Origin of the sequence: Arenimonas sp., from assembly GCF_035721105.1 — a bacterium.
In the GTDB taxonomy this organism is placed as follows: Bacteria; Pseudomonadota; Gammaproteobacteria; order Xanthomonadales; family Xanthomonadaceae; genus Arenimonas.
Map to the genome: position 1 here is coordinate 64,785 of NZ_DASTNG010000042.1, position 22,981 is coordinate 87,765.

The following is a 22,981-nucleotide window of genomic DNA, read 5'->3' on the forward strand; positions in this document are numbered from 1 at the left end:
TCTATCCGCTGGCAGCGCGCGCCCGGCGCGGTCGGGTATCCTCTCGCGCATGCCACTCACCCTCGGGCAGCGCGTGCTGTTGGGCCTGTATTCGCTGGTCCTGCACCTGGCGTTCCCCGTTACCCTCTACCACCTGGTCTGGCGCGGCATGCGCCAGCGCGAGTACCTGCGCCGCTGGACCGAGCGCTACGGCTGGATCGAGGACCAGCTCGACCTGCACGACACCCTGTGGGTGCACGCCGTGTCGGTGGGCGAAGTGCTGGCCGCGCGACCGCTGGTGGACGCGCTGCTGGCGAAGTACCCGGCGCGGCCGCTGCTGGTGACCACCATCACCCCGACCGGTTCGGAGCGCGTGCGGGCGCTGTGGGGCGACCGGGTGCACCACGTATACCTGCCCTACGACCTACGCGGCATGGTGCGGCGCTTCCTCGACCGCGCCCGGCCGGCGCTGGCGGTGATCGTCGAGACCGAGATCTGGCTCAACCTGTACGTCGAATGCAGTCGCCGCGGCATCCCGCTGGTGATGGTGAACGCGCGGCTGTCGCAGCGCTCCCTGCGTGGCTATCTGCCGGTGCAGGCGCTGGCGCGGCTGGCGATGCGCACGGTGCGGCTGGTGGCGGCGCAGTCCAACGCCGATGCCGCCCGGCTGGCGCGCATCGGCGCCGATCCGGCGCGGGTGCACGTCACCGGCAATCTCAAGTACGACCTGGCCATTCCGGCCGGCCTGGATGAGCAGGCCGCGCAGTGGCGCGCGCACTGGGGCGCGGCGCGGCCGGTGTGGATCGCCGCCAGCACCCATCCGCCGGAAGAGGCGGCGGTGGTGGCCCTGCACCAGCGCGTGCTGGCGAGGTATCCCGACGCCCTGCTGCTGTGGGCGCCGCGCCATCCCGAGCGCTTCGGCCCCAGCGTCGAGGCACTGGCCGCCGCCGGCCTGTCGGTGGCCACGCGGCGCGGCGAGGGCCTGCCGGGCGCCGGCCACCAGGCCTTCGTGATCGACACGCTGGGCGAACTGCTGTCCTTCTTCGCCGCGGCCGACCTGGCCTTCGTCGCCGGCAGCCTGTGCGACATCGGCGGCCACAACGTGCTCGAGCCGGCGGCGCTGGGCGTGCCCAGCGTGGTCGGGCCGCATACCTTCAACTTCGCCGAGGCCACCCGCCGGCTGCGTGACGCGGGCGCGCTGGTGCAGGCCGCGGATGCGGCGGCGGTGGGCGACGACGTGTTGGCCTTGCTGGGGGATGCCCCGCGCCGCGCGCGGATGGGCGAGGCCGGGCGCCAACAGGTCGGGGAACACGCCGGCGCGCTGGGCCGGACCCTGGACCTGCTGGACGACGTGCTGGCGGGCCGGCGCGCCTAGGCGCGCCGGCCGCGGGGATTACTGCGACAGCGACTCGTCGAGCGCCGCTTCCGCGTCCTGCACCAGCACGCGGTTCACTTCCTGCAGGTCGACCAGGGCGATGGTGCCGGCGGCCTGCTTCAGGCGCAGGGTGTTGACCAGGAAGTCGTGGCGGGCGCGGGCGTATTCGCGCTGCGCCTGGAACAGCGACTGCTGGGTGATCAGCACGTCGACGATGGTGCGGGTGCCGACTTCCAGGCCGGCTTCGCTGGCCTCGTAGGCGGCCTGGGCCGACACCACCGACAGGCGGCGGGCCTCGACCTCGGCCGAACCGGCGCCGAGCGAACGCTGGGCGTTGCGGGTCTGGCGCACCACGGCGCGGCGCTGCTGCTCGAGCTGGTCGGCGGCGGCGTCGCGGTTGTGCACGGCCTGGCGCACGCCCGACTGGATGGCGCCACCGGCGTACAGCGGCACCGACAGGGTGACGCCGACGCGGGTGGATTCGCTGGTGTTGTCGAAGGTGGTGGTGCCCGGCAGCGGCGCGAAGACTTCGTTGTCGCCGTAGCCATTGCCGTCGTTGTAGCTGGCGGTCAGGCCCAGCGAGGGCAGGTGGCCGGAACGCGCGGTGGCGATGTCCTTCTCGGCGGCGGTGACGGCCAGTTCGCGGGCCAGCAGCGACGGGTTGTTCTCCATCGCCACGGCGACCCAGTCCTGGCTGATCAGGTCGGTCGGGTCGGTCGGCTTGTACTCGGCGTTGAGGCCCTTGAGGTTGGCGACCTCGGTGCCGGTGATCTCGGCGAGGGCTTCGCGGGCGTCATCGAGCGCGTTGGCGGCGGCGATGGCGTTGGCGCGGGCGGTGTCGAAGCGGGCGCGGGCCTCGTGCACGTCGGTGATCGGGGCCAGGCCGACTTCCAGGCGCTTCTCGGCCTGGTCGAGCTGGCGCTTCACCGAGCGCTCTTCGGCGCGCGACGAGGCCAGGGTCTCGATGGCGGTCAGCACGTTGAAGTAGGCGGTGGAGACGCGGACGATCAGCTCGTCCTGCGCGGCCTTGTAGTCGGCCTCGGACTGCGCGGCGCGCGCCCGGGCGGCGCTCAGGCGGGTGTAGTTGCCGTGGTCGTACAGGCTCTGGCGCAGGTTCACGCCCCAGCCGCGGCTGGTGTTCTCGCTGGAGGTTTCCGACGGCGGCTGCACCACGGCGCCGAAGGCCTGCGAGCCGGTGCTGTCGGTCTGGGTGCGGCTCCAGCTGACGCTGCCGTCGAGCTGGGGCAGCAGCGCGGCGCGGCTCTGCACCACGCCCTCGCCGGTGGCCAGGCTGCGCGACTCGGCGGCCGACAGCACGGGGTCGCTCTGGCGGGCCATTTCATAGGCTTCCAGCAGGTCGGCGGCGTTGGCGCTGCCGGCGGCGGAAGCCATCAGGATGGCGAAGGTCAGGGGGCGGAGGCTCAGGCGCATGGGGAGGTCCTGTTTTCTAATTTAGAAGGCGAAGTGCGGCGCCGGGGCGGCGCCGTGCAGGTAGGGAACGTCGGTTTCGAACAGGCTTTCGCGGTGGAAGCCTTCGCCGCGGCGGGTGATGCGCAGCGCTTCCTGGACCGGCGAATCGCCGTGGATCACGAACAGGCGGCCGCCGGGCTTGAGCCAGGCGCCGAAGCGCTCGGGATCGGTGGCGACGGCGCCGGTGACGCAGATGGCGTCGAACAGCCGGCCCGGCTGCCAGGCGAAGACGTCGGCGCACTCGAGGCGGACGTTGGTGACGTTGTCGGCGGCCAGCCGCACGCGCACGCGCTCGACGAAGTCGGCGTGGCGCTCGACGCTGGTTACGTCGCGCGCGAGCGCGGCCAGGCAGGCGGTGATGAAGCCCGAACCGGTGCCGATCTCCAGCACTTCGTCGCCGGGCTCGAGGTTCATCGCCTGCAGCATGCGGCCCTCGACCACGGGCTTCATCATCACCTCGCCGTGCTCGAGCGGCAGCGGCAGGTCGGCGAAGGCGAGCTTGCGGTGGCGCAGCGGCACGAAGTCCTCGCGGCGGATCGTCATCAGGGCCTCGAGCACGCGCGGGTCGAGCACGTCCCAGGGGCGGACCTGCTGTTCGACCATCGCGAAGCGGGCCTGCTGGAAATCAATCGGCATGTCGGCTAAATCCTTGAATCGCAAGGGTCGTGATTTTACGCCCCGCCCGGTGTCCGGCGAAAGGCAGGATGCAGGACGAGGAACGGCGGGGGTGTGAAAGCGTTGACCGGAACCGGTCGCCACGTTGCGCCAACAGGATGCTGGCCGGCCGCGGGGCGCCAGTAGTGCCGATAGTCACCGGATCGCCCGACAGGGGAGGCAGGGTTCAGGCGCCATGGCGGCCGGGGCCGTAGGCGCGCAGGAACAGGTCGACGGTGGCCTCCAGGTGCCGCTCGACCCCCGCCGGGTCCAGCGGTTCCTGGCAGCCGCAGGTCAGCTTGGCGTGCTGTTCGCCCTTGAGCAGGCAGAAGAACTGGGAGGCGGCGAGGCCACAGTCGGGGATGTGCAGCTCGCCGGCGGCGTGCTCGGCCGCCAGGAACGCGGCCAGAGCCTCGGTGGTGCGCTTGGGGCCGGCCTCCCAGAACAGCTTGGGCAGATGCGAGTCGTCCGGCAGCTGGCGCGACATCATCCGGTGGATGTTGACCGCGTCCTCGCTGGTGATCAGGCCGAAGAAGGCGCGGGCGATGCGCAGCAGCTGGCCGCGGATCGGGCCCTCGAACCGGGCCACGAACAGGTCGGAGGGCAGCAGGTCCTCGCAGCGGGCCCGCACGGCCTCGACGAACAGCGTGTCCTTGTCCTGGAAGTGGCTGTAGACGGTCAGCTTGGACACGCCGGCGGCCTGGGCGATCGCATCCATGCTCACGCCGTCGTAGCCACGGGCCGGGAACAGGGCCTTGGCGGCGTCGAGGATGGCGGCGCGCTTTTCCAGGTCCTTGGGGCGGCCTGGGGCGGCGGGGCGGGTGGCTCGGGTCATCGCGAGATTATTATTGAACTGGGCGGTTTGGTAAAGATAGTATACCTTCCGGTTCACTAAATCCTGACTCCCCGATGAGCGCCCCCGCCATGATTTCCAGATTCCTCCTGATCCTCGCCGTGCTGGTGCTGGCGGCCTGCGGTAGCGACGAAGCCGCCGAAAGCCCGGCGCGACCGGCGCTGGTGGTGCAGCCGGCCCCGGCCTCGGACGTGCTGAGCGTCTACGCTGGAGAAGTCCGCGCCCGCTACGAGCCGGCGTTGGCCTTCCGCATCGGCGGCAAGCTCACCCGCGTGCAGGCCGACGTCGGACAGGCGGTGAAGAAGGGCCAGGCCCTGGCCGAGCTCGACGCCTCGGACGTGGCGCTGCAGCTGGAAGCCTCCCGCGCGGCGCTGGCGTCGGCGGAGTCCGACCAGGCCCTGGCCAAGTCCGAGCTCGAGCGCTACCAGAGCCTGCTCGATCGCCAGCTGGTCAGCCGCTCCCTGTACGACGCGCGCGTATCGGCGCTGCAGGCGGCCGAGGCGCGCGTGCGCCAGGCCCGCGCCCAGGCCCGCGTGTCCGACAACCAGGCCGGCTATGCCGTGCTGCGCGCGCCGGCCGACGGCGTGATCGCGCAGCGCCTGGTGGACGCCGGGCAGGTGGTCGCCGCAGGCCAGACCGTCTTCCTGCTCGCCGAGAACGGCGACCGCGAGGTGCTGATCAGCGTGCCCGAGCAGAGCGCCGCCGACTTCAGCCCGGGCCGCGCGCTCGCGGTGGAACTGTGGTCGGCGCCGGGCAAGCGCTTGCCGGCAACGCTGCGCGAGATCTCGCCGGCCGCGGACGCCCAGGCCCGCACCTTCGCGGCGCGGGTCAGCTTCGAGGCCGGCGACGCCCGCGTCGAGGTCGGCCAGAGTGCGCGCGTCTACGCGCTGCAGGACGGCGAAGCGACCCTGTCGGTGCCGCTCTCCGCGATCGACCAGAAGGACGGCGAGACCGCGCTCTGGGTGGTCGATCCGGCCACCTCGACGGTGAGCCTGCGCGTGGTGAAGACCGGCGCCTTCGGCGAAACCCTGGTGCCGGTGGTGTCGGGGCTGGACGCGGGCGAGTGGGTGGTCGCCGCCGGCGTGCACCTGCTGCTCGAAGGCCAGCGCATCACGCCGATCGACCGCCAGAACCGGCCGGTCGCGCTGGCGCCCGCCGCCGCGCCCGCCGCGGCGAACTGAGGCCCCGACGCCATGGCTTCCAACTTCAATCTTTCCGAGTGGGCGCTGCGCAACCGCTCGCTGGTGCTCTACGCGATGGTGGTGCTGGCGATCGTGGGCTGGTTCAGCTACCAGCGCCTGGGCCAGTCGGAAGACCCGCCCTTCACCTTCAAGATCATGGTGGTCCGGACCTTCTGGCCGGGCGCGACCGCCGAGGAAGTGGCGCGCCAGGTGACCGACCGCGTCGAGAAAGAGGTCATGGAAACGGGGCGCTACCAGTTCGTGCGCTCGTATTCGCGCCCGGGCGAGTCGCTGGTGATGCTGGCCAGCAAGGACTCGATGGTGTCGCGCGAACTGCCGCAGCTCTGGTACGACGTGCGCAAGAAAGTGGGCGACATCCGCCACACGCTGCCGGCGGGCGTGGTGGGGCCGTTCTACAACGATGAATTCGGCGACACCTTCGGCAACATCTACGCGCTGTCGGGCGACGGTTTCGATTACGCGACGCTGAAGGACTATGCCGAGCGGATCGAGCTGGAGCTGCACCGCGTTCCCGACGTCGGCAAGATCGAACTGGTGGGCCTGCAGGACGAGAAGATCTGGATCGAGCTCTCGAACACCAAGCTGGCCACCCTGGGCGTGCCGCTGGAGGCGGTGCAGCGGGCGATCGACGAGCAGAACGCGATCGCGCCGGCCAGCTTCTTCGAGACGCCGACCGACCGCGTGCAGCTGCGCGTCTCGGGGCGCTTCGACAGCGTCGAGGAAATCCGGAACTTCCCGATCCGCGTCGGCGACCGCAGCTTCCGGCTGGGCGACGTGGCCGAGGTCAGCCGCGGCTTCGCCGATCCGGCGGCGCCGCGCGTCCGCTTCATGGGCGAGAACGCGATCGGCATCGCGGTGTCGATGCGCGCCGGTGGCGACATCATCCGCCTCGGCGACGTGCTCGACACTGAGTTCGCGCGCCTGCAGGAAACCCTGCCGGTGGGCATGACCCTGAAGAAGGTGTCGGACCAGCCGCAGGCCGTGCGCAGCTCGGTGGCCGAGTTCGTGCAGGTGCTGACCGAGGCCGTCATCATCGTGCTGCTGGTCAGCTTCTTCTCGCTGGGCTTCCGCACCGGCCTCGTGGTGGCGCTGTCGATCCCGCTGGTGCTGGCGATGACGTTCGCGGCCATGCACTACTTCGGCATCGGCCTGCACAAGATCTCGCTCGGCGCGCTGGTGCTGGGCCTGGGCCTGCTGGTGGACGACGCCATCATCGCCGTCGAGATGATGGCGGTGAAGATGGAGCAGGGCTACAGCCGCATGAAGGCGGCCGCGTTCGCCTACCAGTCCACGGCCTTCCCGATGCTGACCGGCACGCTGGTGACGGCGGCGGGCTTCCTGCCGATCGCCACCGCGGCCTCGAGCACGGGCGAGTACACGCGCTCGATCTTCCAGGTGGTGACCATCTCGCTGATCCTGTCCTGGATCGCGGCCGTGGTCTTCATTCCCTACCTGGGCTACAAGCTGCTGCCCGATCCCAAGCCGCACGGCGACGGCCCGGCGCATGATCCCTACGCCAGCAAGTTCTACCGCGGCGTGCGGCGCTGGGTCACCTGGTGCGTGCGCCAGCGCAAGACCGTGATCGCGGTGACGGTGGCGGCCTTCGTGGCTTCGATCCTGATGTTCCGGTTCGTGCCGCAGCAGTTCTTCCCGTCCTCGACGCGGCTGGAGCTGATGGTGGACCTGGAGCTGGCCGAGGGCGCCTCGCTGCATGCCACCGAGGAAGTGGCGCAGCGGCTGGAGGCCGAGCTCAAGGGCCGCGAGGGCATCGAAAGCTACGTGGCCTACGTCGGCTCGGGTACGCCGCGGTTCTACCTGCCGCTGGACCAGAAGCTGCCGCAGGCCAACTTCGCCCAGTTCGTGGTGCTCACGCCCGACATCGAATCCCGCGAAGAAGTGCGGCAGTGGCTGATCGGGCTCTTCGACGAGAAGTTCAACGACGTGCAGGCGCGCGTGTCGCGGCTGGAGAACGGGCCGCCGGTGGGCTTCCCGATCCAGTTCCGCGTCTCGGGCGAACACGTCGACGACGTCCGCCGCATCGCCCGCCAGGTCGCCGAAAAGGTGCGCGCCAACGAGGCGGTCACCAACGTCAACCTGGACTGGGACGAGCCCAGCAAGGTCGTGCGCCTGCAGATCGACCAGGCCCGCGCCCGGGTGCTGGGCATCAGCTCGGCCCAGGTGGCGGCCTTCCTGCGCGGTTCGCTGTCGGGCACCACGGTCAGCACCTACCGCGACGGCAACGAACTGATCGAGATCCTGCTGCGCGGCCCGGCGCAGGAGCGCGAGCAGCTGTCGCTGCTGGGCAGCCTGTCGGTGCCGGCCGGCAATGGCCGCAGCGTGCCGCTGTCGCAGATCGCCACGCTGGAATACGGCTTCGAGGACGGCATCATCTGGCACCGCAACCGCCTGCCGACGATCACCGTGCGTGCCGACATCTACGGCGAGAAGACGCCGCCGAGCGTGACCGCCGAGATCCTGCCGACCCTGGAGGAGATCCGCGCCGCGCTGCCGCCGGGCTACCTGCTCGAGACCGGCGGCACGGTCGAGGACTCCAACCGCGGCTCGGCCTCGGTTGCCGCCGGCGTGCCGCTGTTCCTGTTCGCCGTCACCACCCTGCTGATGCTGCAGCTGCGCAGCTTCCCGCGCACGGCCATGGTGCTGCTGACGGCGCCGCTGGGCCTGATCGGCGTGGTGCTGTTCCTGCTGGTGTTCCGCGTGCCCTTCGGCTTCGTGGCCATGCTGGGGACGATCGCGCTCAGCGGCATGATCATGCGCAATTCGGTGATCCTGGTGGACCAGATCGAACAGGACATCGCCGCCGGGCACCCGCCCGCGCAGGCGGTCGTCGACGCGACCGTGCGCCGCTTCCGCCCGATCGTGCTGACGGCGCTGGCCGCGGTGCTGGCCATGATCCCGCTGTCGCGCAGCGTGTTCTTCGGCCCGATGGCGGTGGCGATCATGGGCGGCCTGATCGTGGCGACCGCGCTGACGCTGCTGTTCCTGCCGGCGCTTTACGCCGCCTGGTTCCGCGTGCCGCGCCCTGCCAGGATCTAGCCAGGACGGTCGCGCTGTGAAATGCGGCCGGGATTTTCGTCGTTTACCGGGCCTGAACCCTGGGGTCGGAGGGGGCAGGCTGGATTGGTCCGGCTAGAGCGGGATCACCGCTTGGCCTTGACGGCGACGAGTACGAAGCGTGTGCTCCTGTCTTGATAAAGGCGGGAGGTAACGGCCATGGCTTTGATGAAGACATTCCACGGGTTGGCGGTCACGTTGCTGCTGTGCGCGGGACATGCGTCGGCCAGGGACTTTGATCGTCCGCTGGTTCCCGACAAGGAAACAGCCATTGGGTTGGCTCACGTCATCCTTCAGGCCTATCAAGGCGAGGAGGCATTCAATCGGCTCCTGTCGATCAGGGAGCTTGATGCGTATGACGATGGGGATGCCTGGACGGTCTGTCATTGCCAGGGGGCCGGCGATGTCTCTGAGCTTCATGCGGATTCCATCACGCTGGAGATGCCGATTGGCCTTGAGGTGAGGATTTCCAAGCGCAACGCCGAAGTGCTTGAAATCAATCTGGCCAGGTAGGAGCGGCGGCCAGAACGGCGCGCCCGGGTAATGCGATTTTCGGCCTATGGCGTCCGACTGACGATGCAGGCCCTATCCGGCTCTGGGCAGGGGGAGCCGGCCTCATCAAGCGCGTGCCGAACTGGCCGTTGCGATTCAAAATTGGACACCCAGACCACCTTCCAGACTCCACCGCAGGCAAGCGGTCGACCGGTTCGGTTTCGACCTGAGCCAGGTATTCCCAAGGCGGTCGCTAGCCAGTTGGGCGGCGATCTCGGGCGCTGGCTTTGGCCCCGAGGAATGCGAGACCCGGATTCTTGCGGTGGGCCGTGCCTACCGGCGGTTTTGCGCTGGCGGTTGGCCATTGGCCATGGAACAACGCCACGAGAGGCGGTGATGCCCAGGCGTCAGTCGGCTTGGAATTCCCTTCGAGCATGATCCGGCTCGCACCGGCGCAAGGACGCGAATGGGCTTATGAGTCTCGTGACCGATGCCTTGACTGCCGTTGGACTGCTTAAGGTCCCCGTGGTTTCTGACGCAGCAGATGCATACGCCGAGGTAGCACCCGTTGCATACGAAGGGGTTAGGGAGTATGCATTCACTGGTCCGCACGAGCGTAAAGCCGAGACTGACCAGAAGTGGCGACCGTGGAGAGTTGGAAGTGAGAGTGGTGGCTTGGACCCTGGCCGGGATACTAACGACGATCTTGTCACTAGGCGGTCTCGCTCTGCAGGGCAGCGCCGACGGCCTATTGCCCGAACAATCATCGCAGGTACTGTACCTCGCGAGCCCAGGCATCTCTCCTGGGCGCCCGGATGCCCGCCTGGCTAGCCGTGATGCACCTTCGGCCGGTTCGGGGCGGTCAACAATTTATCCCATTTCCAGAGAGATGATGCTTGAGCGGGTAGTCCGTATCGTCGGAGGGCGTTGCGAGCGAGGCCGTGTACAAGTCAAGACGGGGTTGAATGCTGAGGATTGCAGGAAGTACGTGGAGGCCGCTCGTTACGAGTGTAGCGAGACGTTCTACGCGGCAACTCCCAGCGTGCTTCATGCGAGTTCGGATCATTCTGACGAGATCAGGGTTCTGATTGATTGCCTCTTCCCGCCATATAAGGGCGATTCCCCGCGGTCCCATCTGGCACGCGAAGCTACGGGACTCGGTGAGCGCGTTCATCGAGGCAAATCGGGACAGGTTTAGTGTTTCCACGATATGCCTGCTTTTGGGTGTCGCGCGCGCTGAAGCTACGCTTGGCCGGAACACCCGGTTTCGGATCGGGCCTACGAAGACGAAAGGCTACTTTGGCTCATTCGTGCCTCGTTCGTTGTCAGCCGCTGGCCTGGTGGTGGCTGTCCGTCCTTGGTCGTGGAACAATAGTCTCAGAAGCGGGGGTGCCCAGGCATAAGGCGGGCTGAGAATTACCCTTCGAACCTGATCCGGCTCGCACCGGCGCAGGGAGCTTCGTGGTGCTGGCCCTGTCCGCGCCCCGGCGCCGCCGCTTCGTTCCGCCCCGTCCGGGACCTTGGGAGACGAATCGCACGAATGCCCTTGCTGCCGTAGCGTGCTGAGCGATAAATCTCTTCAGAAATTTCGGCGCGTTACCTGGAGAAAGCGGTTGTGGCAGGTTTTTCGGTTCTACCCGTCGTTTTGTTCACTTCCCTCGGGTACGCATCCGGAGCCACCATTTGTTCTGGCTATTTTGTACAGCTGGTTGGACAAGTGGTGATCAAGCAATGCCGACCGGCAGTCAGGTTTGCTTTCTGGACGGCTGCCATTCTAAATATTTTCCTTCTTGGTCTTGGATCCGTGCTGGTAGTGGCGCTTGTCATTCTGCCCGACGCCGATAAATGGGTCAGTCGAGGCGTGCCTTTTGGCGTCGGGTTGGTGCTTGGCATGGTTTTTTCTTCGCTATTGGCGAAGGTTTCCTTCAAGTACATTCTCGGCATGGCGAAACGGGTTGAAGAATTGGAAAGGTGATCAGCCTCCGTTGTGCAGGGCTGGCGTGTTCAGCACCTGTCTCCTGGCATCACGCTTGGAGCACACTACCGTTGCGGTGGGACTCGTGGAACAATGCCGCCTTGAAGCGGGGGTGCCCAGGCGTCAGCGGGCTGAGAATTACCCTTCGAACCTGATCCGGCTCGCACCGGCGTAGGGAGCTTCGTGGTGCTGGCCCCGTGCCGGCGCCCCGGCGCCGCCGCTTCGTTCCGCCCCGTCCGGGGCCTTAGAGGACGAATCGCATGAATGCCCTGCCCACCGAGCTGCTGCGCCAGGCCCAGCAGCTGTCCGAGTCCGTGACGCGCCCGCTGCCGGGCTCGCGCAAGATCTACGTCGAGGGCTCGCGCCCGGACATCCGGGTGCCGATGCGCGAGATCGCGCTGGACCCGACGCCGCGCATCTACGGCATCCAGGAGCCGAATGCGCCCTTCACCGTCTACGACATGTCCGGTCCCTACAGCGATCCGGACGCCAGCATCGACCTGGGCGCCGGCCTGGCCCCGCTGCGCGCGCCGTGGATCGCCGAGCGCGGCGACTCCTCGCCGCTCCCCGGCCTGAGCTCGGAGTTCGGCCGCGGCCGCGCCGCCGACGCGCGCCTGGACAGCGTCCGCTTCCCGGCCCTGCGCCCGCCGCGCCGCGCCACCGCTGGCGCCAACGTCAGCCAGATGCACTACGCGCGCCGCGGCATCATCACGCCGGAGATGGAGTTCATCGCCATCCGCGAGAACCAGCGCATCGACGCCATCAAGGAAGCCCACCTGCTGCGCCAGCACCCGGGCGAGGCCTTCGGCGCCAGCATCCAGAAGTTCATCACGCCCGAGTTCGTGCGCGACGAGGTCGCCCGCGGCCGTGCGGTGATCCCGGCCAACATCAATCACCCGGAACTCGAGCCGATGATCATCGGCCGCAACTTCCTCACCAAGGTAAACGCGAACATCGGCAACAGCGCCGTGTCCTCGGGCATCGCCGAGGAAGTCGAGAAGCTGGTCTGGTCGATCCGCTGGGGCGCCGACACGGTGATGGACCTGAGCACCGGCAAGAACATCCACGAGACCCGCGAGTGGATCCTGCGAAATTCGCCGGTCCCGATCGGCACCGTGCCGATCTACCAGGCGCTGGAGAAGGTCGACGGCAAGGCCGAGGACCTGACCTGGGAGATCTTCCGCGACACCCTGATCGAGCAGGCCGAGCAGGGCGTGGACTACTTCACCATCCACGCCGGCGTACTGCTGCGCTACGTGCCGCTGACGGCCAAGCGCGTCACCGGCATCGTCAGCCGCGGCGGCAGCATCCTGGCGAAGTGGTGCCTGGCCCACCACAAGGAGAATTTCCTCTACACGCACTTCGAGGAAATCTGCGAAATCATGAAGGCCTACGACGTGACCTTCTCGCTGGGCGACGGCCTGCGCCCGGGGTCCATCGCCGACGCCAACGACGCCGCCCAGTTCGGTGAGCTCGAGACCCTGGGCGAGCTGACCAAGATCGCCTGGAAGCACGACGTGCAGACCATGATCGAGGGCCCGGGCCACGTGCCCATGCACCTGATCAAGGAGAACATGGACAAGCAGCTCGCCGTCTGCGGCGAGGCGCCGTTCTACACCCTGGGCCCGCTGACCACCGACATCGCGCCGGGCTATGACCACATCACCAGCGCCATCGGCGCGGCCATGATCGGCTGGTTCGGTACCGCGATGCTTTGCTACGTGACCCCGAAGGAGCACCTGGGCCTACCGGACAAGAACGACGTGCGCGAGGGCCTGATGGCCTACCGCATCGCCGCCCATGCCGCTGACCTCGCGAAGGGCCACCCGGGCGCGCAGGCGCGCGACAACGCGCTGAGCAAGGCCCGCTTCGAGTTCCGCTGGGAGGACCAGTTCAACCTGGGCCTGGACCCGGAGCGCGCCCGCGAGTACCACGACGAAACCCTGCCCAAGGACGCCCACAAGGTCGCCCACTTCTGCTCGATGTGCGGCCCGCACTTCTGCTCGATGAAGATCACCCAGGACGTGCGCGAGTACGCGGCCAGCCAGGGCGTGGCCGACGAGGCCGAGGCGCTGGAGAAGGGCATGGCCGAGAAAGCGGACGAGTTCCGGGCCCAGGGCGCCCAGCTCTACCGCCGGGACTGAACCGGTTGCGCCACTCGTCGGCCGCCGCCTGCCGGCGGCCGGCGATCCGGGGTTCGGCTCAGCCTTGATTCATGCCCCGACCACCGGCCGCATGCTAGTTTCGAGCCATCCAACCGGGAGGTGCGTCATGTCAGTCTCACGCCTTTGGCAGGCCTTGGCCCTGCTGTCCATGATCCTGCTGGCCGGTTGCGCCACCGGCCCCCGCATCAGCACCGATGCCGACCCCTCGGCCGACTTCGGCAACTACCGCAGCTTCGCGTTCTACAGCCCGCTGGCGGTGGAAACCGACGACTACTCGACGCCCTCGAGCAGCCGCATGAAGGCCGCGGTGCGCCGCGAGCTCGAGTCGCGCGGCTACGTCTACGACGAGGCCTCGCCCGACCTGATGGTCAACATCAACGCCTACGTGGACGAGCGCACCGACGTCTACAGCACTCCGCAGGTGGAAACCGCGCTGTACTACAGCTACCGCGCCCGTTCCTACGTGGCGGTGCCGTACTGGACCAACCGCACCGACGTCTATCGCTACACCGAGGGCACGCTGAACGTGGACCTGGTCGATGCGCGCGAGAAGGCGCTGGTCTGGGAGGGCGTGGCCGTGGGCCGCATGTCCCGCCTGAAGCCGGCCGAGCGCGCGGCGCGGATCGATTCGACCATCGCCGAGATCTTCGCGGAATACCCGCACCGGGCGGCGGCCCGCTGAGGCCCCCGCACCCGCGCAACAAATAAGCCGCCCGATGGGCGGCTTTTTTTTTGCATCCGGACCAAAAAAAGGGGTCAGAGTCATTTATTCGGGCGAGGTTACGACGGTTCGCCGGGGGTGCTGGCCGAATAAATGACTCTGACCCCTTTTTCTGAGGGCGCTCCTACAGGGGCGGGCTCAGAAGTTGAGCTTCTCGGGGCTGGCCTCGAACCGCTCGACCGAGTCCATGATCTCCCGGCGCGCCGCCTCGGCGCCTTCCCAGCCGTCGAGCTTGACCCACTTGCCTTTCTCCAGGTCCTTGTAGTGCTCGAAGAAGTGGCCGATGCGCTCGAGCCAGTGCGGGCTGACCTGCTGGATGTCGTGGATGTGCGAGTAGCCGCCGAACACCTTGTCCACCGGCACCGCCAGCAGCTTGGTGTCTTCGCCGGCCTCGTCCTTCATCTTCAGCATGCCGACCGGGCGGCAGCGGATCACCGAGCCCGGGATCAGCGGCAGCGGCAGGATGACCAGCACGTCCACCGGGTCGCCGTCGCCGCACAGGGTGTGGGGCACGTAGCCGTAGTTGCAGGGGTAGCGCATCGGGGTCGACAGGATGCGGTCGACGAAGATCGCGCCCGTGGCCTTGTCCACCTCGTACTTGACCGGGTCGGCATCCTTGGGGATCTCGATGACGACATTGATTTCGTTCGGCACGTCGCGGCCGGTGGGCACCAGGTCAAGGGCCATGGGGAAACTCCTGCTTTGCCCGGAAAAGGGCGGTGAAGTGGGGGCGCAAAGGATACGGGAAAGGGGTGGAGCCCGCACTCAGCCCCCCCTGCGCATCCCCCTCCCCGAGGCCTTCCCTGTAGGAGCGCCTTCAGGCGCGAAGCTCTTCTCCGAAAAGATTCGCGCCTGAAGGCGCTCCTACAGGGGGGGTGGACGAAGGGGGGTGGACGAAGGTGGGGCTAGGCAGGGGTCGGGCCAGCGGCCAGAATGCGGGCTGGTCCGTCGGAAATCACCGCCATGGCAGCCCTGTCCCTGCTCGAACCCAAGGCCCTGGAACTGCTGCGCATGCTCGACCGCGACCGGCCGGGCTCGTTCAGCGAGTTCGTGCGCATGTTCGTGCACGAGGCCCCGGACCTGGTGCGCCAGATGGAGCAGGCCCACGTGGCCCGCGACACCGACGCCCTGGGCAAGGCCGCGCACTACCTGCGCTCGGCCGCCCTGGCCATGGGCGCCAGCCAGCTGGTGGAGGTTTGCCAGGGCCTGGAACGCCTGGACGACGCCGACATTGCAGCCCCGGCCATGGCCGACAAGTTCAACGAACTGCGCCGCGCCGTCCGCGACTCCCTGATCCTGCTGCTCCAGGAAGTCCCCCAGATCTGACCCCTCCTTTGTAGGAGCGCCTTCAGGCGCGAAGCCCTTCGGCGAAAAGCTTCGCGCCTGAAGGCGCTCCTACAAACCGCCCAAAAGCGAAGCCCCGGTTTCCCGGGGCTTCGTCGTTACTGGCTATCGATCCCGGATCAGAGCATCGGGATCAGCAGCAGGGCCACGATGTTGATGATCTTGATCAGCGGGTTGATGGCCGGGCCCGCGGTGTCCTTGTACGGGTCGCCGACGGTGTCGCCGGTCACCGCGGCCTTGTGGGCCTCGCTGCCCTTGCCGCCGTGGTGGCCTTCCTCGATGTACTTCTTGGCGTTGTCCCAGGCACCGCCGCCGGTGCACATCGAGATGGCCACGAACAGGCCGGTCACGATGGTGCCCATCAGCAGGCCGCCCAGGGCGTCCGCGCCCAGGATAAGGCCGACCAGGATCGGGATGAACAGGGGCAGCATCGACGGGACGATCATTTCGCGGATCGCCGACTTGGTCAGCAGGTCCACGGCCTTGTCGTACTGCGGCTTGCCGGTGCCTTCCATGATGCCCGGGATGTCGCGGAACTGGCGCCGCACTTCCTCGACCACCGCGCCCGCCGCCCGGCCCACCGCCTGCATGGCGAAGGCGCCGAACAGGTAGGGGATCATGCCGCCGATCAGCAGGCCGATCACCACGTTCGGGTTGTCGATCGAGAAGTTCACTTCCTGGCCCGACTCCTGCAGCTTGTGGGCGTAGTCGGCGAACAGCACCAGCGCGGCCAGGCCGGCCGAACCGATGGCGTAACCCTTGGTTACGGCCTTGGTGGTGTTGCCCACCGCGTCCAGGGCGTCCGTGGTCTTGCGGATCTCCTTGTCCATGCCCGACATCTCGGCGATGCCGCCGGCGTTGTCAGTGATCGGGCCGTAGGCGTCCAGCGCCACCACCATGCCCGCCATCGACAGCATCGACGTGGCGGCGATGGCGATGCCGAACAGGCCGCCGAGCTCATAGCAGCCCCAGATGGCCGCGACCACGGCCAGCACCGGCGCCGCGGTGGACTTCATGGACACCGCCAGGCCGGCGATGACATTGGTGCCGTGGCCGGTTTCCGAGGCCTTGGCCACCTGCTGCACCGGGCCGTATTCGGTCGCGGTGTAGTACTCGGTGATCACCACCATCGCGGCGGTCAGGCCCAGGCCGATCAGCGCGCAGTAGAACAGCTGCATGCCGGCGCCATCGGCGAACATGCTGTCGGTGACGAAGTAGAACGCCACCGCCGCCAGCACGCCGGAGACGCCCAGGCCGCGGTAGAGCGCGTTCATGATCTTGCCGCCCTCGCGCACCTTCACGAAGAAGGTGCCGACGATCGAGGCGATGATCGACACCGCGCCCAGCACCATCGGATAGAGCACGCCGGCCCAGCCCCAGGTGGTGTAGAAGATGCCGGCGATCAGCATCGCCGCGATCACGGTGACCGCGTAGGTCTCGAACAGGTCGGCCGCCATGCCGGCGCAGTCGCCGACGTTGTCGCCCACGTTGTCGGCGATCACGGCCGGGTTGCGCGGGTCATCCTCGGGGATGCCGGCCTCGACCTTGCCCACCAGGTCGGCGCCGACGTCGGCGCCCTTGGTGAAGATGCCGCCGCCCAGGCGCGCGAAGATCGAGATCAGCGACGAACCGAAGGCCAGGCCGATCATCGGCTGCAGCGCGGCGTTCACCGCTTCGGCGCTCTGCACGCCGCTGCCGCCCAGGATGTACCAGAAGTAGCCGGCGACGCCGAGCAGGCCCAGGCCGACCACCAGCATGCCGGTGATGGCGCCGCCCTTGAAGCTGACGTTGAGCGCGGTGTTGAGGCTGACCGTGGCCGCCTGCGCCGTGCGCACGTTGGCGCGCACCGACACGAACATGCCGATGAAGCCGGCCGCGCCGGACAGGATGGCGCCGATGGCGAAGCCGATCGCCGTGGGCCAGCCCAGCACCGGCACGAAGCCGATGACCAGGAACAGGATCACGCCGACGATGGCGATGGTCATGTACTGGCGCCGCAGGTAGGCGCCGGCGCCTTCCTGGATGGCCGCGGCGATGGACTGCATCTTGTCGTTGCCGGCCGGCTGGCCGACGATCCATTTCGCGACCACGATGCCGTAAAGGATGGCGATCGCCGCACAGGCGAGCGCGAGGTGCAAACCGTATTGCTCGAACATGTAAACCCTCCCCAGAGTTCAGACACGGAACAAACATAAGCGGCCGATTGGCCGCCTCGCCCGAGTATGTCAAAGGGGGGAGGGGGAAGCCACACGGCCCGGCGGCGGGCATTCCCGCGCGGTCCCGGCGGGTCCCGGCGGCAGCAGGGACAGGTTGATGGCGGCCTGCCGATGGCCGGGGTCGCGGGCCAGGGCGCAGGCGTAAGCGCGTCGCGCGCCGTCGAGGTCGCCGGCCTGTTGGCGGGCCCAGCCCAGGTTGCTCCAGGCCCGGGCCTTGCCGGGCGACGCGGCCACGGTGGCCTGCCAAAGGGCGAGTTCGCTGCGGTAGTCCTCGTTGCGCGCCCGGGTGGCGGTCGCCAGCACCAGCGCCAGCCCCAGCACGCCCGCCGCGGCCAGCCGCGCCCCCACGGTGCTGGCCAGTGCCACCACCACGGCCATCGCCGCCCCGGGCAGCACCAGGTACAGATGACGGTCGTTGGCCAGGTCCAGGCGCGGCACCAGGGACTGGGTCGGCGCCAGCTGCAGCAGGCTCCACGCCAGCGCAAATCCCAGCCAGGGCCAGCGCCGGCGGGAGGCCAGGGCCACGGCGACCGTCGCCATCCAGGCGACGCCGACCCACGCCACGCGCCCGTCCGGGCCGGCGGGCACGCGCAGGTCGGGGTCGATGTTGGTCTGCAGGCCGATGAGGCTGTGCCCGACCAGATGGGAGTAGGCCACGGCCTGCCCGGCCAGCTGGTCCGTCAGCCCGCGCACCTGCAGGCTGGTGGCGAAGAAGCGGTCGTAGCCCGGCCAGGCCAGCGCCGCCACGCCCGCCAGCACCAGCACCACGCCATGGCCACCCAGCCCGCGCAGCGCGGCCAACGGCGACTGCCCGGCGTACCACGCCATCAGCGCCAGCGCGAAAGGCAGCGTGACCGCGGTCTCGCGCACCCCCAGCGCCGCGGCGAACAGCAGCGGCGACAGCAGCTGCACGCCCGCTACCCCGGCGGCCGGCTGCACGCGGCCGTGGGCCCAGAGCGCCGCTAGGTAGAACATCGCCATCAGCGACTGCGAGCGCCCACTCACGTAGGTCACGGCCTCGGTGGCGGACGGATGCAGGGCGAACAGCAGCGCCACGCCCCAGGCGGCCACCGTCGGCTGCGTCAGCCGCGGGGCGAGCCGGACGATCCACTGGCGCGCGACGGCCCAGGCCAGCAGTGCGTTGATGCCGTGCAGGCAGAGGTTGGTGGCATGGAATCCCGCCGCGCCCGCCGCGCGTTCCGCGTCGAGCGCGTAGCTGAGCTTGAGCAACGGGCGGATGCCGGGCATCGACGCCCACCAGGCCGCGAGGCCGTGCACGCGGGGGTTGTCGACGATCACGTGGTAGTCGTCGAAGTGGAAGGGCGCCGACAGCGCCGCTGCATAGGCCCAGGCGACGGCCAGCAGCAGGGCCACGGCCGCGGCGGCGCGTCCGCGCAGGTTCATGGCGAAGGGTGGCGTGACCGTCGGGCGTGGTCGAAGCCCAGCTCCAGCAGCGCCACCGTGTCCCACCAGCGGTCCGGGGCATGCAGCATCACCACCAGGACCTCGTCGTCGCCGCGACGCGCCAGCGCGACCAGGCAGCGGCCGGCGCCGGGCGTGTAGCCGGTCTTGATGCCGAGCGCACCGTCGAACTGCAGCAGCAGGGCGTTGGTGGTGTCCATCGCGAAGTCGCGGCCGCCCGGGCTGCGGAAGCCGACGTGGGTCCTGGCCACGGTGCCGGCGATCCGCGGCTGCGCCATCGCCACCCGCGCCAGCCGCGCCAGGTCGCGGACGCTGCTGGCCTGGCCGGGCGCGTCGTGGCCGCAGGCATTGGCGAAGCGGGTGTCGTGCAGGCCCAGCGTCGCGGCGCGGGCATTCATCATCGCCACGAAGCTCGCCAGGTCGCCGCCGTGCCAGTCGGCAAGCGCGCGGCAGGCGTCGTTGGCCGAGCGCACCAGCATGGCGTCGAACAGGTCGGATGCACGCATGCGTTCGCCCGCCCGCAGGCCGATGCGCGAGCCGGTGGCGCGCGCCGCGGCGTCGCTCACGGCGAGGGTCTGGTCCAGGTCCGCCGACTCGGCCAGCAGCAGCGCGGTCATCAGCTTGGCCAGGCTGGCCATCGGCAGGCGCTCGTCGCTGGCGCCGGCCCAGACCGGCTGGCCGTTGACCTCGACCCAGTAGGCGCGCGCGACGTCCGGGAAGGCATTGGCCGGCGGCGCCGCGCGCGCGCCCGCGCCGACCAGGCCCAACAGCAGGGCCAGCGCGAGCCAGCGCACCGGATCAGTCCTCGCCGGTCAGCTTGTCCTTGGCGTCGCGCAGGCGATCGCGCCAGGACGGCTTCTTCGGCGCGTCCCCGGCGGCCGGGGTCGCCGGGGTCGCCGCGGGCACCGGGCTGGCGGCCCCGGCGTTGCGCTGCTGCAGCTGGCCGCCGGCGTAGCGGCCGCAGAAGTTCGCGTACGGCGAGGCGCGCATCGCGGTGTAGTCGCGACCCGCGCAGTGCGCGGCCGCCGCGGCCTGGGCCTGCGCCGGGCAGCTGGCGACGACGAATTCGGCCTCCGTGCGCGGATCGGCGCTGGCGCAGGCCTTGGCCACCAGGTTCGGGCAGTACTCGGTGAGGAAGGGATAGTCGCGGCTCTTTTCCGCCATCGGGCAGGCCTTGGCCAGGGCAGCCGGACGCGGCGTGCCGCAGGCGGCAAAGGCGTCCCAGAAACTGGTCAGGCCCGGCGACTGCCTGAGCATGTCGTCGTTGGTGCGGATGAACGCCGGATTCACCGACTGCGCGAGCATGGCGCTGCAGTAGCGCGGCTTGTAGCTGGCGCAGACCGCGTCGGCGCCGGCGAAGCTCTGGAAGGCCAGCGGTGACGGCTGCCGCAGCAGGTCCTCGCAGGTCTTGGCCATCATCGCCTGGCCCTGGGCCTGGGGGGATTCGGTGGCGTAATTGCAGTCGCGGATCTTCTTGCCCTCGAACTGCATCGTCATGTCGACCGACTGGCCTTCCATCTTGCCCTGCATCTGCATGCGGCCGCGGTAGGCGTCCGGACCCAGGCGTTCGAACTCGCCGCGCCCGGTCATCGCGTTGTCGCCGCGGCAGGCCATGTCGAAGCTGGACGTGTTGCCGACGACGCGGAAGTTGCTGACGGTGCAGTTCTCGTCGTGCGGCACCATCTTGTCGCTGGCCTGCTCCTTCGGCCCGCAGACCTCGACCGTGGAGGCCGGCATGGAAAAGGGCATGCCCGCCATCTCCACCTTCGAGGTGACGCGATAGAGGTTGCCGCTACCCGCCTGGGACCAGGCGGCGCCCGCGGACGCCAGGCCGAGCGCGGCGGCCAGGACGAGGAAGGGTTGGATCGGTTTCACGGGACTCTCCGGGAACGGGGTGGGCCAAGGGGTGCGTATGCTCCCAGCGGCCTTTCGTTCCCGGATGTGCCGGCGGTCACCGTGCCATCCGGCCGGAGGGCACGGCCTCGGGATCAGCCGTAGGGCGGGAGCTTCTTCGCCACGGTCGACAGCTTGAGACGAACGTAATCCGGCAAGCCGTCCGGCCGGTACGGCGGCGGCGCCTCGCCCCGCACCAGGGGCTCGAGGTACTGCCGGCAGGCGGCGGTGATGCCGTAGCCGCTGCGGTCGATGAAGCCCTTGGGCATGGTCTTTTCGCGATTGGCGATGCGCGCCACGGGGGCCGCCTCGACCTTCCAGCGGTAGGGCTTGTGCGAGGTGCGCACGATCACCGGCATCACGCCGTTGCGGCCTTCCAGCGCGTAGTCGACCGCGGCCTGGCCGACGGCCAGGGCGTGCTCGAGGTCGGTCTTCGACGCCAGGTGCCGGGCCGAGCGCTGCAGGTAGTCGGGAACGGTCCAGTGCACCTTCAGGCCCAGCTTGTCCTTCACCGTGGCGGCGACCAGCGGACCCACGCCGCCCAGCTGCGAATGCCCGAAGGCGTCCTTGCCGGCGCCGGCGTCGGCCACGAAGCGGCCGTCGGCGTGGCGGATGCCTTCGGACACCACCACCACGCACCAGCCGACCTTCTTCACCACGTCCTGGACCCGGGCCAGGAACTTCGCCTCGTCGTAGGCGACCTCGGGGAACAGGATGACCTGGGGCGCGGCGTCCTTGCCGGTGGCCGCGAGGCCCGCGGCCGCGGCCAGCCAGCCGGCGTGCCGGCCCATCACTTCGTAGACGAAGACCTTGGTCGAGGTGTCGGCCATGGCCGCCACGTCCAGCGCCGCCTCGGCCACCGAGACCGCGGTGTACTTGGCCGCCGAGCCGAAGCCCGGGCAGCAGTCGGTGACCACCAGGTCGTTGTCGACCGTCTTGGGCACGCCGATGCAGGTGAGCGGGTAGCCGGTGGCGGCCGCCATCCGCGACAGCTTCAGGGCCGTGTCGGCCGAGTCGTTGCCGCCGTTGTAGAGGAACCAGCGCACGTCGTGGGCGTCGAAGACGTCCAGCAGCCGCTGGTACTTGGGCTGGTCCTCCTCGAGCGACTTGAGCTTGTAGCGGCAGGACCCGAAGGCCCCGCCCGGGGTATGGGCCAGGGCCCGGATCGCGGCCGGGGACTCCCGGGAGGTATCGACCAGGTCCTCGCGCAGGGCGCCGAGGATGCCGTTGCGGGCGGCCAGGACCTTGACCTTGCGGCCGCGGGCGGCCTGGATGACCGCGCTGGCGGTGGCATTGATGACGGCGGTGACCCCGCCGGACTGGGCGTAGAGGAGCGTTCCTTTGCTCATGGCTTTTTCCTGCTTTTCATTGACTTGGACCGGCCCGGCCAGTAGCGTTTCCACATTCGCACGGCCAGTCAGCGGCCCCACTATAGCCAAACGGGGTGAGGACGGCGCCGTGCGTCCTTGTTTATAGGGGTTTTGAAGCATGCGACTGGTTCTCCTCGGCGCGCCCGGCTCGGGCAAGGGCACGCAGGCTTCGCGCCTGCGCGAACACCTCCAGGTGCCGCACATTTCCACCGGCGAGCTGCTGCGCGCCGCGGTCAAGGCCGGCACGCCCCTGGGCCTGCAGGCGCAGGCCGTGATGGCGGCCGGCGAGCTGGTGTCCGACCAGATCGTGCTGGGCATGCTCGAAGAGCGCCTGACCGCCGGCGACACCGGCAACGGCTTCATCCTCGACGGCTACCCGCGCAACCTGGCCCAGGCCAATGCGCTCGACGCCCTGCTGGCCCGCCTGCAGCAGCCGGTCGACATCGCGGTGCAGCTGGACGTGGACACCGAGCTGCTGATCGAGCGCCTGGCCGGCCGTGCCCAGGCCGAGGGCCGCGCCGACGATACCCCGGAAGCCGTGCGCAACCGCCTGAACGTCTACAACCAGGCCACCGCGCCGGTGGTCGACTTCTACCGTAATTCGGGCCGCCTGGCCTGCGTCGATGGCGTGGGCGCGATGGACGCGGTGCTCCAGCGCATCATCGAAGTGCTGGCGCCGACGCCCGACATCGGCTGAGCGCCGCCGCGGTTCGCCGCGGCCCGCGCATCGCACGCATGAAACTGCACATCCTCGGCATCTGCGGCACCTTCATGGGCG

The 22,981-nt window shown here is 69.1% G+C and carries 18 protein-coding genes and 2 riboswitches; of the genes, 9 read left to right on the forward strand and 9 right to left on the reverse strand.

Going from position 1 to position 22,981, the window contains the following annotated elements; translation table 11 throughout:
• The first annotated feature begins 49 nt into the window (after positions 1–49).
• The gene (gene waaA / locus VFQ84_RS06200; protein WP_325130302.1) at positions 50–1,354 is read left to right on the forward strand and encodes a lipid IV(A) 3-deoxy-D-manno-octulosonic acid transferase; all 1,305 of its coding nucleotides are present in this window, start codon (positions 50–52) and stop codon (positions 1,352–1,354) included.
• Between the two features lie 18 nt (positions 1,355–1,372).
• On the opposite strand, the gene VFQ84_RS06205 is transcribed toward waaA, so the two are convergent.
• The 3 genes from VFQ84_RS06205 to VFQ84_RS06215 all read right to left on the reverse strand — a co-directional run bounded on the left by VFQ84_RS06205 (position 1,373) and on the right by VFQ84_RS06215 (position 4,313).
• Complete coding sequence (locus tag VFQ84_RS06205) at positions 1,373–2,785, reverse strand: TolC family outer membrane protein (protein ID WP_325130305.1); 1,413 nt, start codon at positions 2,783–2,785, stop codon at positions 1,373–1,375.
• 21 nt (positions 2,786–2,806) lie between these two features.
• The gene (locus tag VFQ84_RS06210) at positions 2,807–3,460 is read right to left on the reverse strand and encodes a protein-L-isoaspartate O-methyltransferase (RefSeq protein WP_325130307.1); all 654 of its coding nucleotides are present in this window, start codon (positions 3,458–3,460) and stop codon (positions 2,807–2,809) included.
• A gap of 205 nt (positions 3,461–3,665) precedes the next feature.
• On the reverse strand, positions 3,666–4,313 hold the full coding sequence (locus tag VFQ84_RS06215; RefSeq protein ID WP_325130309.1) for a TetR/AcrR family transcriptional regulator: 648 nt from the start codon (positions 4,311–4,313) through the stop codon (positions 3,666–3,668).
• Between the two features lie 74 nt (positions 4,314–4,387).
• Here VFQ84_RS06215 and VFQ84_RS06220 point away from each other — a divergent pair, with 74 nt between their 5' ends.
• From VFQ84_RS06220 to VFQ84_RS06245, 6 genes are all read left to right on the forward strand, one after another.
• Positions 4,388–5,512, forward strand: a complete 1,125-nt coding sequence (locus VFQ84_RS06220; RefSeq protein WP_325130311.1) for an efflux RND transporter periplasmic adaptor subunit — start codon at positions 4,388–4,390, stop codon at positions 5,510–5,512.
• A gap of 12 nt (positions 5,513–5,524) precedes the next feature.
• Positions 5,525–8,587: an efflux RND transporter permease subunit gene (locus tag VFQ84_RS06225; RefSeq protein WP_325130313.1), complete on the forward strand. Its 3,063-nt coding sequence runs from the start codon at positions 5,525–5,527 to the stop codon at positions 8,585–8,587.
• Between the two features lie 177 nt (positions 8,588–8,764).
• Positions 8,765–9,118 (forward strand): hypothetical protein, encoded by a 354-nt coding sequence (locus VFQ84_RS06230; protein WP_325130316.1) that lies wholly within the window; start codon positions 8,765–8,767, stop codon positions 9,116–9,118.
• Between the two features lie 1,354 nt (positions 9,119–10,472).
• Positions 10,473–10,570, forward strand: a riboswitch (TPP riboswitch).
• Between the two features lie 247 nt (positions 10,571–10,817).
• Positions 10,818–11,072, forward strand: coding sequence for a hypothetical protein (locus VFQ84_RS06235; RefSeq protein ID WP_325130318.1), 255 nt, complete (start codon positions 10,818–10,820; stop codon positions 11,070–11,072).
• A 98-nt stretch (positions 11,073–11,170) separates the two neighbouring features.
• A riboswitch (TPP riboswitch) is annotated at positions 11,171–11,267 on the forward strand.
• Positions 11,268–11,332: 65 nt separating this feature from the next.
• Complete coding sequence (gene thiC / locus VFQ84_RS06240) at positions 11,333–13,216, forward strand: phosphomethylpyrimidine synthase ThiC (RefSeq protein WP_325130320.1); 1,884 nt, start codon at positions 11,333–11,335, stop codon at positions 13,214–13,216.
• A gap of 127 nt (positions 13,217–13,343) precedes the next feature.
• Positions 13,344–13,919: a DUF4136 domain-containing protein gene (locus VFQ84_RS06245; protein WP_325130321.1), complete on the forward strand. Its 576-nt coding sequence runs from the start codon at positions 13,344–13,346 to the stop codon at positions 13,917–13,919.
• Positions 13,920–14,096: 177 nt separating this feature from the next.
• Here VFQ84_RS06245 and ppa read toward each other — a convergent pair whose 3' ends face one another.
• On the reverse strand, positions 14,097–14,645 hold the full coding sequence (gene ppa / locus VFQ84_RS06250) for an inorganic diphosphatase (RefSeq protein WP_325130323.1): 549 nt from the start codon (positions 14,643–14,645) through the stop codon (positions 14,097–14,099).
• Positions 14,646–14,921: 276 nt separating this feature from the next.
• Between ppa and VFQ84_RS06255 the strand changes: the two genes are divergently transcribed.
• Positions 14,922–15,284 carry an Hpt domain-containing protein gene (locus tag VFQ84_RS06255; RefSeq protein ID WP_325130325.1) on the forward strand — a complete coding sequence of 121 codons (363 nt, stop codon included), beginning with the start codon at positions 14,922–14,924 and terminating at the stop codon, positions 15,282–15,284.
• 137 nt (positions 15,285–15,421) lie between these two features.
• On the opposite strand, the gene VFQ84_RS06260 is transcribed toward VFQ84_RS06255, so the two are convergent.
• The 5 genes from VFQ84_RS06260 to VFQ84_RS06280 form a co-directional block, all read right to left on the reverse strand.
• The gene (locus tag VFQ84_RS06260) at positions 15,422–17,458 is read right to left on the reverse strand and encodes a sodium-translocating pyrophosphatase (protein ID WP_325130327.1); all 2,037 of its coding nucleotides are present in this window, start codon (positions 17,456–17,458) and stop codon (positions 15,422–15,424) included.
• 69 nt (positions 17,459–17,527) lie between these two features.
• Positions 17,528–18,922: a hypothetical protein gene (locus VFQ84_RS06265; RefSeq protein WP_325130329.1), complete on the reverse strand. Its 1,395-nt coding sequence runs from the start codon at positions 18,920–18,922 to the stop codon at positions 17,528–17,530.
• Entirely contained in the window at positions 18,919–19,734 is an 816-nt protein-coding gene (locus tag VFQ84_RS06270) for a D-alanyl-D-alanine carboxypeptidase family protein (protein WP_325130331.1), read from the reverse strand. The genes VFQ84_RS06265 and VFQ84_RS06270 overlap by 4 nt, the downstream gene beginning before the upstream one ends.
• A 4-nt stretch (positions 19,735–19,738) precedes the next feature.
• A complete protein-coding gene (locus VFQ84_RS06275) occupies positions 19,739–20,815 on the reverse strand; it encodes a DUF3617 domain-containing protein (protein ID WP_325130333.1) in 1,077 nt (358 codons plus the stop codon).
• Between the two features lie 113 nt (positions 20,816–20,928).
• Positions 20,929–22,182 carry a 6-phosphofructokinase gene (locus tag VFQ84_RS06280; protein WP_325130335.1) on the reverse strand — a complete coding sequence of 418 codons (1,254 nt, stop codon included), beginning with the start codon at positions 22,180–22,182 and terminating at the stop codon, positions 20,929–20,931.
• 139 nt (positions 22,183–22,321) lie between these two features.
• Between VFQ84_RS06280 and VFQ84_RS06285 the strand changes: the two genes are divergently transcribed.
• Positions 22,322–22,900 carry an adenylate kinase gene (locus tag VFQ84_RS06285; RefSeq protein ID WP_325130336.1) on the forward strand — a complete coding sequence of 193 codons (579 nt, stop codon included), beginning with the start codon at positions 22,322–22,324 and terminating at the stop codon, positions 22,898–22,900.
• The last annotated feature ends 81 nt before the right edge of the window (positions 22,901–22,981 follow it).

Coding starts and splice junctions, on each gene's coding strand:
- VFQ84_RS06245 (WP_325130321.1), top strand. CDS start 13,344: ATGTCAGTCTCACGCCTTTGGCAGGCCTTGGCCCTGCTGTCCATGATC.
- VFQ84_RS06210 (WP_325130307.1), bottom strand. CDS start 3,460: ATGCCGATTGATTTCCAGCAGGCCCGCTTCGCGATGGTCGAACAGCAG.
- VFQ84_RS06265 (WP_325130329.1), bottom strand. CDS start 18,922: ATGAACCTGCGCGGACGCGCCGCCGCGGCCGTGGCCCTGCTGCTGGCC.
- VFQ84_RS06260 (WP_325130327.1), bottom strand. CDS start 17,458: ATGTTCGAGCAATACGGTTTGCACCTCGCGCTCGCCTGTGCGGCGATC.
- VFQ84_RS06230 (WP_325130316.1), top strand. CDS start 8,765: ATGGCTTTGATGAAGACATTCCACGGGTTGGCGGTCACGTTGCTGCTG.
- VFQ84_RS06215 (WP_325130309.1), bottom strand. CDS start 4,313: ATGACCCGAGCCACCCGCCCCGCCGCCCCAGGCCGCCCCAAGGACCTG.
- thiC (WP_325130320.1), top strand. CDS start 11,333: ATGAATGCCCTGCCCACCGAGCTGCTGCGCCAGGCCCAGCAGCTGTCC.
- VFQ84_RS06225 (WP_325130313.1), top strand. CDS start 5,525: ATGGCTTCCAACTTCAATCTTTCCGAGTGGGCGCTGCGCAACCGCTCG.
- VFQ84_RS06205 (WP_325130305.1), bottom strand. CDS start 2,785: ATGCGCCTGAGCCTCCGCCCCCTGACCTTCGCCATCCTGATGGCTTCC.
- ppa (WP_325130323.1), bottom strand. CDS start 14,645: ATGGCCCTTGACCTGGTGCCCACCGGCCGCGACGTGCCGAACGAAATC.
- VFQ84_RS06255 (WP_325130325.1), top strand. CDS start 14,922: ATGGCAGCCCTGTCCCTGCTCGAACCCAAGGCCCTGGAACTGCTGCGC.
- VFQ84_RS06280 (WP_325130335.1), bottom strand. CDS start 22,182: ATGAGCAAAGGAACGCTCCTCTACGCCCAGTCCGGCGGGGTCACCGCC.
- VFQ84_RS06220 (WP_325130311.1), top strand. CDS start 4,388: ATGAGCGCCCCCGCCATGATTTCCAGATTCCTCCTGATCCTCGCCGTG.
- VFQ84_RS06285 (WP_325130336.1), top strand. CDS start 22,322: ATGCGACTGGTTCTCCTCGGCGCGCCCGGCTCGGGCAAGGGCACGCAG.
- waaA (WP_325130302.1), top strand. CDS start 50: ATGCCACTCACCCTCGGGCAGCGCGTGCTGTTGGGCCTGTATTCGCTG.